A 15,408-nucleotide genomic window follows, 5' to 3' on the forward strand; every position below is an offset into this window, starting at 1 on the left:
CATTCGGCCCACATACGAAAAAAACCTCGAAGTTCACGAGCGTGAACATTCGAGGTTTTTTTGGCGTGTCCGGTTTGCCGAAGTCAATGTCAGTGAGTGCCGGCATGACGATAAGCGGCGGCATTCATACCTGCCGTATAACCGGTCGAGAAGGCAGCCGTGATGTTGTAGCCGCCTGTATAACCGTGAATATCCAAAATTTCGCCGCAAAAAAACAAGCCAGGCAGCAGTTTGGATTCCATCGTTTTCGGCTGGATTTCCTTGAGATTGACACCCCCGCCGGTAACGAAGGCTTCCTTGAGGGAGCGCGTCCCGTCCACACGAAACGTGAAGTTTTTCATGAGCCCGCATAATGCGGACAACATGCCTTTTGGAAAATGATGAACCGTGAGTTCGTCATCGATATTGGCTCGTTTCATCATGAGCGGAATCATGCGTTCGGGAATCCATGTCTTCAAAATATTTTTCACGGATTTACGCGCCTCCTGCTCCAACACCTGCTGCACCTGCGCTTCCAAGGCTCCAGCAGACAAGTCGGGGAAGAAGTCGATGCTCATCTCGACTTGTGGCTTGCCCGATTTAAGCTGCACCTTGCGGATGAACTGGCTGCAGCGCAGCGCGATCGGTCCGGATACGCCGAAATGGGTAAAAATCATGTCCCCCCGATGGGAGATGACCGTTTTGCCTTTGGCGTCTAGAACGGACAGCGCGACATCCCGCAACGATAAGCCTTGCAGCTCTTTGGACTGGATCCAGCTCTCCCCGGAAACGATAGGAACCTCCGTGGGGTAGAGCTCGGTGATCGTATGTCCTGCAGCCTCAGCCCAAGGATAACCGTCTCCGGTGGAGCCGGTTTGAGGGACGGATTTGCCGCCGGTAGCCACAATGACCGTGCGCGACGATATCCTTTTGCCGGATGCCAGCTTTACGCCCGACAATCTCCCGCCATCCAAAATCAGTTCCTTTACCGGTTCCCGGGTCCGGATTTCGACGCCGAGGGAGACGATTTTTCCGACCAGGGCATCCACGACCGTTTTGGCTTTATCGGATACGGGAAACATCCGGCCATTGTCTTCTTCTTTCAGGGCGATGCCCAGGCCTTCGAAGAAACGCATGATCCCCTGGTTGTCCAGGTTCTGGAAGGAACTATACAAAAATCGGCCGTTGCCGGGAATATGCCGAATCAATTCGTCGGTTTCCTTGGCATTGGTTACATTGCAGCGTCCGCCGCCGGAAATGCCGAGTTTGCGGCCAAGCTGGTCGCCTTTGTCCAGCAGAAGCACCGAGGCTCCATGCTCGGCAGCAGAAACGCAGGCCATAAGTCCGGCCGAACCGCCGCCGATCACAATGACATCATACATGTTCGATTCTCCTCTTTTTCGAAAAATAATGGTTTTAGTAAGAAAGGACGCGGGATTGCTCGCTTCCAACATAACGTAAACGAGATATCCGGAAGGAAATCCACTTTGATCTGATCATTCGCATGCATATTGCAAAATGCTGTCCTCTCCTGGCTTTTTATGCAACAATATTATTGTTTCTGCAGTTCTAACAAGCTAATAGAAGGGATATATTGTAATATACTGTCGCCTATGCTTTAATCAGAAATACATGGGGGAACGTGCAGGCGAGGAGGGAGATGGCATTGTGTTTGTATTGAAGGACATTCTTTTACAGGTGCTGCTGGCCGGGTCGGCCGTATTCCTGATTCCCTTATTCCATCTTGTGCTCGCCAGGCAAGCCGGTGCGAAGATGGGACGGACAAGTGCGAGTCTTGCCGCTGCGACGGCCGTTAGCATGCTGCTCTGCATGCTGTTTGCCCATGACGCAAGCCAGGCAGCCATTCCGATTTCGCTCGGCGTAGTTCCTTTCACGCTCGCCATGCTGTATGGCGGGCCAAGAACGGGTCTGATCTTGTCCTTTCTCCATATGCTCTTCTATTTCCTATTCGCTTATCCCTATCATTTGAACGAGTTTCTCCTTCAAACGGGTATTCTTTTCTATCCTATTGTATGGTTGTCCGCCAAACGATTCAAGAATTATGCGTTTTTCCGCAAATTGCTGCTGGTGCTGACACTCGCCATGGCGGAGATTGCGCTCGCCAGCATGCTAAGCATCCCGCTGATCGGCTCCAATGGCGACGGCATGATAGCAGAGTGGGTGTGGATCGCATTGGCTTACACAGGCGGGGCAGCAATCGCGGGCGGCCTTGGTTTACTCTGGCTTGAACATATTCAGCACCATGATGGTCTGGAACAGCGCTTGTCCGAAGTGCATCAGAAGTACATATCGGAGACGGAAAGACTTCATCAGATGTTGAACGCTGTTCCGCTCTCCATCGCTACGGTCGACAGGAATGGAACAGTCCAGTTCGTCAACGACATGATGAAACAAACGGCGAGGGAACAGCTTCCTTGTTCAACATCGAACGATCTGATCGGCAACCCGGTCAGCCAATTCGTCGAACAGACTCATGCTGAAAAAATGGAGCATAACATCCGCGAAGCGGTTACCCATGGAGAAGCGAACGGGTTGACCGTGCGCTACGGCTCACATGTCTTTCGGTCGCAGACGGTGCCGCTCTATGGATACGCGGCGGGGGCGCCAGGCGAGACTACCGGGGCGATGTTGGTCATCCAGGACATTACCGAATTGGAAATGCTGCGCAGCGAACTTGATAATGTGGACCGTTTAAGCCTGGTAGGGCAGATGGCGGCAAGCATTACGCACGAGGTCCGGAATCCGATGGCTGTCGTGCGCGGTTTTCTCCAATTAATGCAGGAAAAGAGTCCGGAGAGCTTGCATTATTATTATCGCATCGTCATGGAAGAATTGGATCGCGCCAACAGCATTATTAATGACTTTCTGTCGCTTGCACAGAACCGGATCGCGGAAAAAGAAGAAGCACAGCTGCACGATATCATTCACGAACTCATCCCATTGCTTTGGGCAGATGCCAACTTGCGCGGACAAAGCATCGAGCTTATGCTTGCTCATAATGTACCTAATCTCTATCTGAATACCAAGGAAATCAAACAAGTTGTTCTTAACCTGGCGCGCAACGGAATGGAAGCGATGGAGGAAAAGGGTGTGCTCACCTTGGAAACGACGTACGATGAAAAGCAGGTAGAACTTTTTGTGAGGGATACGGGACCTGGCATACCTCGCAGCAGCCGGGATAAGCTGTTTGAACCTTTTTATACGACCAAGCCGAAAGGGACCGGACTGGGGTTATCCATGTGCCACAGCATCGTGGAACGCCATCACGGCACTATTACGGTCGAATCGGAAGAGGGGAAAGGCACGGTGTTTAAAGTTACCTTTAAGCGATAGATTTGGGGCATAATGCGGCAGCGAACAAGCCATATTATCGAAGAGATGCCTTTTCGCGGGCGCTGTGCAATCTTGCTTTCATTGCTTGGGGATGTATAATAAGGATAACATCATTGTATCCATTTAACGAACAATGACGATGGACAATGGAGCTTATGATGACTATTAAGGAGTGAAACCAATGTCGATGTCATTCGATCAATACATGAAAGATATGGTTCAGCCGATGCGGGATGAGCTGACTCGTTTGGGAATTCAAGAACTGCGCACCCCGGAAGAAGTGGAAGCGAGCCTTCCGGATGCCAAAGGTACTACCCTTGTCGTTATTAATTCCGTTTGCGGTTGTGCCGCAGGACAATGCCGCCCGGGCGTAGCCGAGGCATTGCAGCATGACATTACGCCGGATCATCTGTATACGGTATTCGCCGGACAGGACAAGGAAGCCACAGCCAAGGCGCGTGAGTACTTTGCGCCGTATCCTCCATCTTCGCCCTCCATCGCTCTGATGAAGGACGGGGAGCTCGTGCACTTCATCGAGCGCCATCAGGTGGAAGATCGATCTGCAGGGGAAATCGCGGCTGAGCTCACCAGTGCGTTCGATCGTTATTGCCGTTAAAACGCTCCAGCAACGCCCCGCTCTTCGGAATACCGATGCCGGGGCGTTTCGTTTTGGGTAAATGGAGTTATTGAACCATGTGATTCTTATGAAGGAATCCGATTTGACTATTCTGGAAACGGGGTGTAGTGCACGATGAGTTTGCAACAACAGATCATCGCTGAATTGAAGGTTAAACCAAGCATTAATGTGGAGGAGGAAGTCCGCAAACGGGTGGATTTCCTGAAAACCTACGTCAAAAATTCGGGCACGAAAGGGCTGCTGATCGCCATCAGCGGCGGGATCGATAGCGCCGTGGCAGCAGGACTGTGCAAACTAGCTACCGATGAACTTACCGCGGAAAGCAACCAGGAGTACAAAACGCTGGGCGTATTTCAGCCTTACGGCGATCAACAGGATATTCAGGACAGCTATTCTGTCGCGAAGGCTTTTGATTTGAAGCATGTGGTCGAAACGAACATTGAAGATGCGGTGAACGAGATTGCGCTGGAAGTGGAGCAGGGCTTCAAGTCCATGGGCAGCCCGCGCCACATGACGCATCAAGGCAAAGGAAACGTAAAAGCAAGAACGCGCATGGTTATGCAGTATGCCCTTGCTTTTGAAGAGAACCTGTTGGTCGTCGGTACAGACCATGCGTCTGAGGCCATCACGGGCTTTTATACCAAATGGGGCGATGGCGCCGTGGATATCACGCCGCTGAGCAGCCTGAACAAACGCCAGGTTCGCCAGCTTGCGGCCCATCTGGGCGTGCCTCAGCCGATTTTGGACAAGGCCCCGTCCGCAGGATTGTGGGAAGGCCAAACGGATGAGAAGGAACTGGGTATTTCCTATGAGGCAAACAGCGACTATCTGGAAGGCAAACAGATCGATCCTGCTGCGCAGGAACGCCTGGAAGCATTCTATAAGCGCACGCACCATAAACGGAATGCCATTCCCGGCATTTAAGTTTTTTCCGCTCGACTTGGGCAAACCGGCTTGATCATCGTACTTACATGAACGACCAATGAACTCCAGACACGTTACTGCCGCTGTGGACGAAGATTTTCCGCTTCCGACAGCCGAGCAGCGTTGCTGGAGTTTGTTGTTTTTATGATCGACGGCTGAACGGATGCTGTGAATCTTGCCCGAACAGCCCCCCCAAGATGGAAGTTTTCGCCGATGGCCCCGGGTACTCGCATCTGGGCCTGCCACCTGCTACAATGGAATACGTGTTCGGATATCGAACGTAGGGACTAGCGAGAACATGTTGGTTATTGCACCACAGTATAAATGATTAAGCAGGTGAAGCACGGATGATACACGGAATCGGGAACGATGTGCTGGAGATCGGACGCATGCAAAGGCTGCTGGAAGGCGCGCGGGGCGAAGCTTTCCTGAACCGCATTCTGACGCCGGCGGAGCGGAGGATGGCCGCAGAACGGGGCAAACGCCGCACGGAGTTCGTTTCCGGAAGGTTTGCGGCCAAGGAAGCGGTATCCAAAGCATTTGGCTGCGGCATCGGACGAGTTATGGCTTTTACGGACATCGAAGTGCTGCCGGGTGCGCTAGGAAAGCCGGAAGCGACGTTATCTGCCGAAGCCTGGGAACGGCTGCAATTGCCGAAAGACCGACTTTATGCCATTCACCTGAGCATTACACACCAGACGGAGTTGGCTGCGGCGTTTGCCGTCGTGGAGCAGCTGCACGGACAAGAGCAGAGACCGAAGGATATTTAGGTGATCATGAAGGGCATGTTTATGGACAGGCGTGCAAATGAAAGGAAGGACTTATGGGTTTAATGGAACAGAAAAGACATTTCAGCATCAATCTGCTGGATTGGTATATGGCGAACAAGCGGGATCTGCCATGGCGGCGTCACAACAATCCGTATTTTACTTGGGTATCCGAAATCATGCTGCAACAAACCCGGGTGGATACGGTCATTCCGTATTTCAATCGTTTTATTTCGAATTTCCCGACCGTGCGGGCGCTTGCCGAAGCGCCCGAAGAAGACGTGCTGAAAAACTGGGAAGGTCTAGGGTACTATTCGAGGGCGCGCAACTTGCAAAAAGCGGCGCAGCAGGTCATGGAGCTGCACGGCGGAGAGATGCCGAGCGACAAAGCTTCGGTGTTCGCGCTCAAGGGCGTAGGGCCGTATACGGCCGGCGCGATTCTCAGCATCGCCTTCAACCAGCCCCAGCCTGCGGTGGATGGCAACGTCATGCGGGTGCTGTCCCGCTATTTCCTCATTGAAGAGGACATCATGAAGACGGGTACCCGGGTGTTGATGGAAGAGCTGGCGACCGAGCTCATCCCGGAAGGGCGAGCTCGGGATTTCAACCAGGCGCTGATGGAACTGGGCGCGCTGGTGTGCACTCCCAAGGCCCCGCACTGCCTGACCTGTCCGGTCATGGAGCAGTGCTCGGGCCGCATTGCCGGCAGGGAGCTGACCCTGCCGGTCAAAACGAAGGCGAAGCCGCCGCGCCCCGAGCAGCGGCTCGTCGCCTTGGTGGAAGGCCGCGGTGCCCATCGCGGCAAAGTGCTCGTGCGGCAGCGCCCGGATACGGGCCTTCTGGCCCGCATGTGGGAGCTGCCGCATGTGCTGGCGGCGCCCGCCGCTGCCGGCAAGGCGGCCAAGCCGCTCGCCGATGAGCCGGCCATGGCATTGCTGGCCGGCAGCCTGTGGGCGGAGGGCATTGCCGCCCGCCCCGAAGGCTTGGCTACACACGCGGAGCATGTGTTCAGCCATATCGTTTGGAGCCTGCAGGTGTACAAATGTACGCAGCAGGACCCGGGCAGCGAGCTTCCGCTGATTGCCGCGGAAGCCGTGGCCGCCTATGGCGAGCAGGCAGCGGCTGCTCAGGCGGCAAGCGGACAAGATGCTGGCGGCCTTGCCCGCGAAGAATCGCCGCTGGCGTTCGTCGGTAAAGGGGACGGCCAGACGTACCGCTGGATCGGTCCGGAAGATATGGACAAGCTGGCTTTTCCGAACGTGTTCCTCAAGCTGCTCGGTAATTATTTCGCGGGTGCCTACACCGTGCTCGAATAGGAAAGAGGCGTGCGTGCGTAAAGTGTCCGCTCGGATGGTTATAAAAAAAGAGCCTGACCGGCCATGCGACCGGATCAGGCTCTTTGTGCAATCACAGTGCTTATTTTGCAGCTGCGTAGCGTTTGTTAACTTCATCCCAGTTGATTACGTTCCAGAACGCGGAGATGTAATCAGGGCGTTTGTTTTGGTATTTCAGGTAGTAAGCATGCTCCCATACGTCCAAGCCCAGAATCGGAGTCAGACCTTCGAAGATCGGGCTGTCTTGGTTAGGCGTGCTAGTGATGGACAGTTTGCCGTCTTTGCCGACAACCAGCCATGCCCAGCCGGAACCGAAACGCGTTGTAGCTGCTTTCGCGAAATCTTCTTTGAATTTGTCGAAACCGCCCAGCTCGCTGTCAATTGCAGCAGCGATGTCGCCAGTTGGAGCGCCGCCGCCGTTTGGTCCGATGATTTCCCAGAACAGGCTGTGGTTGTGGTGACCGCCACCGTTGTTGCGAACCGCTGTGCGGATGCTTTCAGGTACGCTGTCCAGGTTGGCGAGCAGGTCCTCGAGGGATTTTCCTTGCAGTTCAGGAGCGTTTTCCAGAGCTGCATTCAGGTTGGTTACGTAAGTGTTGTGATGGCGATCGTGGTGGATTTCCATCGTTTGTGCATCGATATGTGGTTCCAGTGCATCGTTAGCGTAAGGAAGAGCCGGTAATTGAAAAGCCATAGTGTAATACCTCCTGAGTTTTAAGTTTTAAGGTGCATATGTAACAATACCCTTGCCATTATTATTAAACCGCATCCGAGCCAATTAATCAACATTTTTGTTTATTAAGTCCCTCGGGAAGTTGATCAAATGCATAATCCGCGATAACAAACATATTTTTCCCTATATGCAGAATTTTATGTGATATTGATTAAAATGAAATAGAAATAGAAACGAATTTTGATGTAAACGGTTACAATTAAGCGCTTTCAAAAGAAAATGCGTGTTTTATGGCGAAAAGTATGCTTTAATTGACGAAGAAGCGTTTTTTTCTCGTTTTTTGTCATAATACAAACATCGGGTTTTTGGTAAAAGGGGAACCCCTTTTTGTAAAACCTCATCAATCAAGCTAACGAAAAGGGAGATTTAAGACATGCACGTTCGTTCCTTTCAGTTGAGTGATGCAAGTCGTATGACGGAGCTGCTCAAGATTGCGCTTTCGGAAGATTGTTATGAGAACACGATGGGCCCGTTTGCCCGTCAATTGTCATGGGATTCCGAACTGATTATGGTTGCCGAGGAAGAAGGGGAACTCGTTGGGGCGCTGATCGGCACAATCGATCATAACCAAGGATGTCTCTATCGGATCGCGGTTCATCCGGACTATCGTCGCCAAGGAGTTGGCAAAAAACTAGTCGCGTCCATGGAACAACGGTTCCAACAGCGTAAAGTCAGCCAGATTTGGGTTGCGGGAGACGAGCATAACAAAGCGGCGATGCCTCTTTACGAAGCGATGGGCTATGGAGCCAATCAGATTTTGAGTGCATTCCAGAAGCTCAGCATCTTGTCCAAGGCGTAGTTTGAATGATTATTACAGATAACATAGCAGATTCACTTAAATATCGGGCATATCCTTTGGGCGCATTGGCGTAAAGGGTATGTCTTTCTATTTTTTCATCTCCTTATTGGTTCTCATCACCAATTGTCTCGTGCAAGCAAATGAAGTAGACTGAAATAGAGTATGCAATTGCAAATAAACCTATCAAATTGGATAAACTAATAGAACAACTCCTGTGCGTTTGCGTATATCCGTTGTTGGAACCGATGTTCCCTGATTGATGCGCATATCAACATGGATGGAATGTCTGATTTTTGAAGTCTGGCTCAATGGTGAAGTGCTCGGTGTTACCCGGTGAGCCGACGTTCTGAATTAAGGGTACATGTATTGTAAGGATCGTGGGATGCATGGTGGGCGGACGGAGTAACCGAAAAAAAATGTGGTGATCGTACGATCTCGTCATGGTTGCTCGGAGTAGAGGATCACTTCCAAATCTAACGAACCTGACGCGTCTTATTTGCAGTGAAATTGGACTCTTCGAGTCTTACGAACTTTAGACACTTTATTTCCCCGAGGATGGGGCGAATATCGTGTTCTTGACGCTAATAGCGTGTTTGAGGTTCGTTACATTTTCTGTGAGGGGGGAAGCCCCTCAATAAGGTGTGTGAGATTCGTTAGCGCCTGATATGCCGCCGCCAAAGTGACTCGTTGTACAAACGTAACGACAACATTTCAAATATGCGATACATTAACGTTCCTTGTAATTAAGGTTTATCATTCCAAAATACCGATGTGCCAATATAACTGCTATAAGCTGCCAGTACCTGATCCGTTCACCGCCTATTTGCGAACCGACAGAGCGCTTGTTATTTCAACACAAAAATTCATGAATGAGGTGACCTTTTGTGAATTCCAACCATCCATCTCCCCCGGAGCATCCTGCCGGGGCCGCCAAGCCGGGGAAAACCTCCGTATCATGGTTGGCCGAGCTATGGGATTGGACCAAAACCATCGTTGTCTCCTTTGCGATCATGATGGTGCTGAACCTGTTCGTTTTCAACCTGTCGATGGTTCAAGGGCAGTCCATGCAGCCTACGCTGGTGGAGCGGGATCGACTGTTCGTCAACAAAATCGTTTATGATTTCGGCGCGCCTTCGCGTTTTGACGTTGTTGTATTGCGCGATCCGAGCGATGGCATCGGCAAGAAGGACTTTTTGGTCAAGCGGATCGTCGGCATCCCTGGCGACACGATCGAGGTGAAGGACCATTATTTGTACGTGAACGGAGAACGGCAGTCGGAGAGCTACACCGATACCGAGGTGCAAGATCCGGATTTTGGACCGTTGACGTTGGAGAAGGACCACTACTTTGTCATGGGCGACAACCGCCATGAAGGGAAGAGCAAAGACAGCCGCATTTTCGGCAGCATTACGTCGGATGAAATCGTAGGCAAGGCGGAGTTCATTTTCTGGCCGTTTTCGGAAATCAAAAAGCTGTAAACAATTGGAAGGGAACTATTCATCATTTTGTGCGTTAAACCATATAACCGGGTTCATCCGAGCTTTTAGGCATATCCATGAACAAGAAGCGCCTGTCTCCCATCACGAGGCGGGCGTTTACCGTTTGCGCCAATGGAGTGGATCGGGAAGAAAAGAGGGAAGGTTTATGACAAATGTACAGACCGGGATGCCGCAGACAGCCTCCTATTGGGAGCAGTTGAAACAGGAGATCAAGGCGGCCGGACCCGGGCTGGGCATTGACGATATCGGTTTTGCATCGGCGGAGCCGTTTGTGTCGCTGAAGGCGATTCTGGAGCAGCACCGGGCCAAGGGTTATGAGTCGGGGTTCGAGGAGAAGGATATTGAAAAAAGAGTACGTCCCGCGCTCGAGGGCAGCGAGCCGGCCTCGCTCATCGCAATTGCGGTCGCTTATCCGTCAAAGATGGTCAATCCGCCCAAGTCGGAACCGGGCGCATATCGCGGCATTCTGGCCCGCTCCGCATGGGGCAGGGATTACCATCACGTATTGCGCGAGGCGATGGACAAGCTGGTAAATTTCATCCGCGAGCGGGTACCGGAAGCGATCATCGAGAGTATGGTGGATACGGGCGTGCTTGTTGATCGCGCGGTATCCCAGCGGGCCGGCATCGGCTTCAGCGGCAAAAACTGCTCGATCATATCGCCGAAATACGGCTCCTGGATCTACTTGGGCGAGCTGGTGACGAACATTCCGTTTCAGCCCGATACACCGGTTACCGAAGATTGCGGAGAATGCACGAAATGCATCGACGCCTGCCCGACAGGCGCGTTGGTCGGCCCTGGCCAACTGAATGCGCAGCGCTGCATTTCTTTTGTGACGCAGACCAAAGGTTTTGTGGATGAAGAGTTCATGCTAAAAATAGGCAACCGTCTGTACGGATGCGATACATGCCAGATCGTCTGTCCGAAGAATCGGGGCAAAAACTGGGATCACCATCCCGACCTGCAGCCCGATCCGGAGATTGTGAAACCTTTGCTGCTGCCGCTGCTGGATATGGGCAACCGCGAATTCAAAGAGCGATTCGGGCATACTTCCGCCGCCTGGCGGGGGAGAAAGCCGATTCAGCGCAATGCGGTCATCGCACTGGGGAATTTCAAGGACCAAAGCGCCGTACCCAAACTCACCGAGGTGTTGAAGCGCGATCCGCGTCCGGAGCTGCGGGGAACCGCTGCCTGGGCGCTGGGAAGAATAGGAGGAGAAGAAGCCATGAGAGCGATTGGGGAAGCTGCTGCTTACGAACAAGATGGGAACGTGCTGGACATGCTGCAGAAGGCCAAGGAACGATTGACGTCGTCCGCGTCCTTACCCGAGAAGCCACATGCCAAGCAAGTGAGCGACCATAAACAAGAGGAAGGTGTGACAGGTCCGACCGCGGATAGTAATTCTGCAAATGGAAATGCCGCGCCGAAGGCCAAAACTGAAGCAGCAGCGTGGAAGCCTTCCGCAGTAACCGGTTTGCACGGCAAACCTATTTATTACGACGAGGTCGTTACCCCGATAGGCACGTTGACGTTGTGTGCTACCGAGAAGGGGCTGTGCCATGTCGATTTTGGAGCCTTTCATGTGAGAGAGGCGCATCTTCAACAATGGGCGCGCACCTGGATCGGTGAGTACCGTTACGAGAAGAACGATGACAAGCTGCGGGAGGCTGTAAGGCAGGTTGGCGAATATTTTGCGGGCGAACGACAAACGTTCGATCTGCCGCTCGATTTGCTCGGAACCCCGTTCCAGCTACAAGTATGGCAAGTCCTGTCCGATATATCTTATAGAGAAGCCTTATCACACGAACAGGTTGCTGAAGCGATCGGCAGGCCGAAGGCTGTTCGCGCCGTACTGGACGCGATCAGCAAAAATCCGGTGCCGATCATCATTCCATGTCACCGCATTAGCGGCAAGGACGGCACCCTGCTCGGTTATGTAGGCGGTCTGCAAACCAAGGAGCAATTGCTCGCATTGGAGACGCAATCGTAAGAGCGGGGGACATGCATGAAATATGTAAACGTGGAGAGCGTGGAAGCGGGCGAGATTTTGGGCAAAACGGTATATTCAGGCAACGGCATGGTGCTGTTGTCGGCCGGTGTCCAGCTCACCGTATTCATGGTCAGTACGCTCAAGCGTATCGGCGCGACCATGCTGTACATCCAGGATGAAGCATACCAAGATGTGGATACGGAAGACATACTGGATGAAGCCACGAAACGGGCCATCATTCAAGAGATGAGCGTAACGCTTGAAGCGGTGCGTTCGGGAAAGGAATGGAGCCCGAAAAAGATCGCCGTCAGCATCGACAAGCTGCTGAACGACGTGTTGAGCGGCCGCGAGCTGTTGGTACAGCTGACCGACATTCGCTCCAAGGACAATGCACTGTACATTCATGCGATGAACGTGTGTTTGCTGTCTTCGGTCATTGGGCTGAATATGGGACTCAACTATAACCAGCTCAAGGACCTTGCCGTGGGCGCTTTGCTGCACGACATCGGCAAGGTAGCCGACGACCCGGGCGGCAAGCCCGCCGCCAACTCCTCTTTGCATCATACATGGCGGGGGTTTGAATTGATCAAAGCCAAGCGCGAGTTCAGCCTTCACACGGCCCATGTGGCATTGCAGCATCATGAGTGCGTTGACGGTTCGGGAATGCCCAGGGGCATCAAGGGCAAGGACATCCACACTTTCGCGAAAATCGTCGCGGTGGCGGACGTGTACGACAATGCCATCAACGGTTCGTCCGGACGGATGCTGCTGCCGCACGAGGCTTGCGAAGAAATGATGGCCATGTCGGGGCGCAGCTTGGACCGGGACGTGCTGATCGAGTTTAACCGGAATGTGTCCATCTATCCGAACGGAACGGCGGTGCGCCTGTCCACCAAGGAAACGGGCGTGATCGTCAAGCAGCATCGCGGGCTGCCGGGCAGGCCGGTCGTCCGCATTGCGCGCGGAAGCTCGCGATACGATCTGGATGTGGTCGAGGTGGACCTCGCCGTGCACACGACCGTGTTCATCGAAGCGGTGCTGGCCTAAGGCGGACGCGAATTCGCGCACTGAAATGCAGCTGGAAAATCCGTTTGCTCCATGCGTGCGGAAATGCTATGATACTTTCAGGAAAATCCGGACCGTGCATGCAGCAGGAATGGCTTGAAATGGCTTGAAACATCATGGTGCCGCACGGATCACGGGGCTTTCAGATTGCACATACAGAGGTGTCTAAGGATGGAAATTGTTATACCGATTATTACTCTGATTGTCGGTCTGGTCGGCGGATTTTTCATCGGGGTGTTTTATTTGCGCAAACAGCTCGAGAAAATGCAAAGCGATCCGGACATGCTTCAGAAGATGGCCAAGCAGATGGGCTACAATCTGAACGGCAAACAGATGCAGCGTGCCCAGCAAATGATGAAAAACCAAAAGCCTGGCATGAAACAGCCGCAGGCTCCGCAGCATCCTGCGCGTAAAACGTCAGGTCGCCGCAAATAATAGCAAGAAAAAGGGCTGCCCACCCGATGTCGTTTGAAAGGAGGCGTTTGGCAGTGGCTGGCGTTAAAGATTATGTGAATTCCAAAGTTATCGATAACCGGGAGAAGATCGAGTATCATATACAGCAGATTCTGAGCTTGATCGGTGAGGATACAACGCGTGAAGGGCTGCTTGAAACGCCTGCGCGCGTAACCCGGATGTATGAAGAAATTTTTGCGGGCTATGACGTTGATCCGCGCGAAGTGCTGGGCGTAACGTTTGACGAGAATCACGAGGAACTCGTCATCGTGAAGGATATCGTTTATTACAGCCAGTGCGAGCATCATATGGCTCCATTCTTCGGTAAGGTCCATATCGGATATGTGCCGAGCGGCAAAATCGTTGGCTTGAGCAAGCTCGCCCGCCTTGTGGAGGCGGTTACGCGCCGCCTGCAGGTTCAAGAGCGCATCACGTCCCAGATTGCCGACATCCTGAACGAAGTCGTGGAACCGCACGGCGTGATGGTCGTCGTGGAAGGCGAGCATCTGTGCATGTGTTCCCGCGGTGTCAAGAAACCTGGCAGCAAGACGGTGACGTCGGCGGTACGGGGTTCGTTCCGCAGCAATCAGGCCCAGCGTGCCGAGTTTCTTTCTTTGGTGAAAGAATAAGCCTAAGCCGTGCCGGACAAGCTGTCCTTGTACAGAGGGTATATCGTGCACAAGACCGCATTCCTTTCATGGAATGCGGTCTTGTTTTTGCATACAGGACCCGTTCTGTTCTTTTTGCCTCCCGATTGCCGGGTCCGGTAGACAACGATGGGCTGACCGCTCATCCCTGCTGGATTAATCACAGAAAGTGAAATACAATAAACAGGTCGTCAGGAATCGTTTGATCGGACGTGTTTACATGAAATATCCGGAAAGTCGCTGCACGGGCTCCGTTACAAATGAATCCAATATGGCATCGATATCCTTGGTTGAGGGAGGTCCTCCTTCATCCACCGTTGGGGGAATGTAGATATGGAAATTTCGCAGCTTTCGAATCTTGCGACCAAGCCGGACGTTCAGTCCAAGCGGGATTACGCTTCTCGTTTGCGCATTTGGGAAACGCCGCTGCTGCGTGCCGGGAGCGACGTGCTCGAAGCGTTTGCCTGGGAGGAGCTGATGTGCCGACGCGTGGGTGAAGGACACGCTCCACTTGCCCATATATGGCGTCATCCCGATGCGTTCGTAGCAGGCTTGCGCGACCGCCGGCTGCCGCTGGCCGTGGAAGCGATGGAGCGCATCAGGAGCGGGGGAACCTCGGTGTGCGTTCGGCCATCCGGAGGAGCTGCGGTTCCATTGAATCCGGGGGTTGTGAATATTTCGCTTATGCTGCCCAATCCGGGGCGCGATATTAACATTCACGACGACTTCCGGGAGATGGCCTCCATCATTGCCGAGTCGCTGCATCCGTGGACACGAAATGCCCGTACGGGTGAGATTGAAGGGGCATTTTGTCCTGGTGAATACGACGTGAGCGTAGAAGGCATGAAGTTCTGCGGCATTGCCCAGCGCAGGCAGGCCAAGGCTTACATTATTACGGCTTTCATTATCGTCGAAGGGCAGGGTGATGCTTTGGTGCAACAAGTAAGCCGGTTTTACCGGGAGGCCTCGGGAGGTGCCAAGGAGGGTTACCCTGAGGTTCGGCCAGGTACGATGGCGAGCCTGCAGGAACTGGCCGGAGTCCCTTCGGCCGCCATGTACACGGCTGCATTGGTAAGGACGTTGCGGAGCCGTTATGCCGCAGCGGAATCCTTTCCTGTTCCAAGCGTGGATCGCATGGACGTGAAGCGGATGGCAGAGCAGATGAAAAAGCGTTACGATTAGTATCCTTCGTTTGCCTTGGAATCGAGGCTAGGAGATGATATGATG

Annotated in this window: 14 protein-coding genes; 12 read left to right on the forward strand and 2 right to left on the reverse strand. The window is 53.0% G+C overall.

What is annotated here, in order from left to right; all coding sequences use genetic code 11:
* Positions 1-89: 89 nt before the first annotated feature.
* The gene (locus MKY59_RS03330; protein WP_236420774.1) at positions 90-1,361 is read right to left on the reverse strand and encodes an NAD(P)/FAD-dependent oxidoreductase; all 1,272 of its coding nucleotides are present in this window, start codon (positions 1,359-1,361) and stop codon (positions 90-92) included.
* Positions 1,362-1,647: 286 nt separating this feature from the next.
* On the opposite strand from MKY59_RS03330, the gene MKY59_RS03335 reads away from it, so the two are divergent.
* From MKY59_RS03335 to mutY, 5 genes are all read left to right on the forward strand, one after another.
* Positions 1,648-3,333: an ATP-binding protein gene (locus MKY59_RS03335; protein WP_339275984.1), complete on the forward strand. Its 1,686-nt coding sequence runs from the start codon at positions 1,648-1,650 to the stop codon at positions 3,331-3,333.
* Positions 3,334-3,514: 181 nt separating this feature from the next.
* Positions 3,515-3,949 carry a BrxA/BrxB family bacilliredoxin gene (locus MKY59_RS03340; protein WP_236420776.1) on the forward strand — a complete coding sequence of 145 codons (435 nt, stop codon included), beginning with the start codon at positions 3,515-3,517 and terminating at the stop codon, positions 3,947-3,949.
* 135 nt (positions 3,950-4,084) lie between these two features.
* Complete coding sequence (gene nadE, locus MKY59_RS03345; RefSeq protein ID WP_236420777.1) at positions 4,085-4,894, forward strand: ammonia-dependent NAD(+) synthetase; 810 nt, start codon at positions 4,085-4,087, stop codon at positions 4,892-4,894.
* A 347-nt stretch (positions 4,895-5,241) separates the two neighbouring features.
* Positions 5,242-5,664 carry a holo-ACP synthase gene (gene acpS, locus MKY59_RS03350; protein WP_339275986.1) on the forward strand — a complete coding sequence of 141 codons (423 nt, stop codon included), beginning with the start codon at positions 5,242-5,244 and terminating at the stop codon, positions 5,662-5,664.
* Positions 5,665-5,717: 53 nt separating this feature from the next.
* Positions 5,718-6,977 (forward strand): A/G-specific adenine glycosylase, encoded by a 1,260-nt coding sequence (mutY, locus tag MKY59_RS03355; RefSeq protein WP_339275988.1) that lies wholly within the window; start codon positions 5,718-5,720, stop codon positions 6,975-6,977.
* 100 nt (positions 6,978-7,077) lie between these two features.
* Here the strand turns inward: mutY and MKY59_RS03360 are convergent, their stop codons facing one another.
* Entirely contained in the window at positions 7,078-7,689 is a 612-nt protein-coding gene (locus MKY59_RS03360; RefSeq protein WP_236420780.1) for a superoxide dismutase, read from the reverse strand.
* A 412-nt stretch (positions 7,690-8,101) separates the two neighbouring features.
* On the opposite strand from MKY59_RS03360, the gene MKY59_RS03365 reads away from it, so the two are divergent.
* The 7 genes from MKY59_RS03365 (at position 8,102) to MKY59_RS03395 (ending at position 15,363) form a co-directional block, all read left to right on the forward strand.
* On the forward strand, positions 8,102-8,527 hold the full coding sequence (locus MKY59_RS03365) for a GNAT family N-acetyltransferase (protein WP_236420781.1): 426 nt from the start codon (positions 8,102-8,104) through the stop codon (positions 8,525-8,527).
* Between the two features lie 884 nt (positions 8,528-9,411).
* A complete protein-coding gene (gene lepB / locus MKY59_RS03370) occupies positions 9,412-10,005 on the forward strand; it encodes a signal peptidase I (RefSeq protein WP_236420782.1) in 594 nt (197 codons plus the stop codon).
* Between the two features lie 166 nt (positions 10,006-10,171).
* Positions 10,172-12,016, forward strand: a complete 1,845-nt coding sequence (gene queG, locus MKY59_RS03375; protein WP_339275990.1) for a tRNA epoxyqueuosine(34) reductase QueG — start codon at positions 10,172-10,174, stop codon at positions 12,014-12,016.
* A 15-nt stretch (positions 12,017-12,031) separates the two neighbouring features.
* Positions 12,032-13,063: an HD domain-containing phosphohydrolase gene (locus MKY59_RS03380; RefSeq protein WP_339275991.1), complete on the forward strand. Its 1,032-nt coding sequence runs from the start codon at positions 12,032-12,034 to the stop codon at positions 13,061-13,063.
* 189 nt (positions 13,064-13,252) lie between these two features.
* On the forward strand, positions 13,253-13,516 hold the full coding sequence (locus MKY59_RS03385; protein ID WP_236420785.1) for a YneF family protein: 264 nt from the start codon (positions 13,253-13,255) through the stop codon (positions 13,514-13,516).
* A gap of 53 nt (positions 13,517-13,569) precedes the next feature.
* Positions 13,570-14,163, forward strand: a complete 594-nt coding sequence (gene folE / locus MKY59_RS03390) for a GTP cyclohydrolase I FolE (RefSeq protein WP_236420786.1) — start codon at positions 13,570-13,572, stop codon at positions 14,161-14,163.
* A gap of 351 nt (positions 14,164-14,514) precedes the next feature.
* Positions 14,515-15,363, forward strand: coding sequence for a lipoate--protein ligase family protein (locus tag MKY59_RS03395; RefSeq protein ID WP_236420787.1), 849 nt, complete (start codon positions 14,515-14,517; stop codon positions 15,361-15,363).
* Positions 15,364-15,408: the final 45 nt, after the last annotated feature.

Origin of the sequence: Paenibacillus sp. FSL W8-0426, from assembly GCF_037969725.1 — a bacterium.
GTDB lineage: Bacteria > Bacillota > Bacilli > Paenibacillales > Paenibacillaceae > Paenibacillus > Paenibacillus hubeiensis.